At 57.4% G+C, this 1,014-nt stretch carries 2 protein-coding genes and 1 pseudogene; all 3 read left to right on the forward strand.

Annotated features, from left to right (window positions below; translation table 11 throughout):
- Nucleotides 1–479: SAM-dependent methyltransferase (locus NKH35_RS31825; protein ID WP_352917580.1), on the forward strand; the 479-nt coding region annotated here is incomplete at its 5' end.
- Nucleotides 480–516: 37 nt separating this feature from the next.
- Nucleotides 517–750, forward strand: a pseudogene (locus NKH35_RS31830) (carbamoyltransferase N-terminal domain-containing protein); the annotation flags it as partial.
- A 54-nt stretch (nucleotides 751–804) separates the two neighbouring features.
- A partial coding sequence (locus NKH35_RS31835; protein ID WP_352917581.1) for an ATP-binding cassette domain-containing protein occupies nucleotides 805–1,014 on the forward strand: 210 nt, incomplete at its 3' end.

Here is a 1,014-nt window from a genome sequence, read left to right on the forward strand (position 1 = left end):
CCATTACAAATGCCCTCGAAGTCGGGTGCGCTGCCGGCGCATTCACGGAAAAACTAGTCCCCTACTGCCAAGGGCTCACCGTCATCGATGTCGTGGCGCAAGCGATTGCTCGAGCACGTCAACGGATAAAGGAGCCGTCGCGCATCAACTGGATAGTCTGCGATGTTCAACAGTTTTCGACCGACGAGTTGTTTGACGTGATCGTTGTGGCGGAGGTCCTCTACTACCTCGGAGACATAGCCGAGATGCGCGCGGCCGTCAAAAACCTGGTGCGGGTGCTTGCGCCAGGCGGGCATCTGATCTTCGGATCGGCAAGGGATGCTAATTGCCGTCGCTGGGGTCACGCCGCTGGTGCTGAGCCGGTCATCGCCATGCTGAACGAAACGTTGATCGAGGTAGAGCGGCTTGAGTGTCGGGGCGAGTCCGTCAACGAAGACTGCTTGCTCGTCCGTTTCCGGAACCCGATTTCCGCTTCCTGATGAATCTCGAATCTATCGCCGTTAACATGGAGACACTATGCGCATCTGTGGTACCAAGCTGACCCATGATGGGGCGATCGCCCTGGTCGAGGATGGACGGCTCGTCTTCTGCGATGACCAGGAAAAGCGGCACAACGATCCGCGTTACCAATCCATCGATAATCTCGACGCAATTGTCGCCGCTTTAGCTGAGCAGCGGCTAGATCCTTGTGATGTCGATCAGTTCGTTATCGACGGCGGGGATGGCGAAGACGAGTCACAGTTTCAGGTCGGCAGGGAACCAAGCAACCGCCAGTTTTGTCGTCCCTCTCGGTAAAATGAACCCATGTCCATGATAGCGATCGACCTTACTGACGTAAGCAAAACTTATGACAAGCTCGTTGTCGACAGGCTGTCGTTCCGCGTTGCGGCGGGGGAATGCTTCGGGCTCTTGGGACCGAACGGCGCGGGCAAAAGCACGATTGCGCGTATGGTCCTCGGCATGACATCGCCTGATGCGGGGAAGATTACTGTGCTCGGCGCTCCAGTGCCGGCG

It is taken from the genome of Mesorhizobium sp. M1143 (genome assembly GCF_040318435.1).
Classification (GTDB): domain Bacteria; phylum Pseudomonadota; class Alphaproteobacteria; order Rhizobiales; family Rhizobiaceae; genus Mesorhizobium.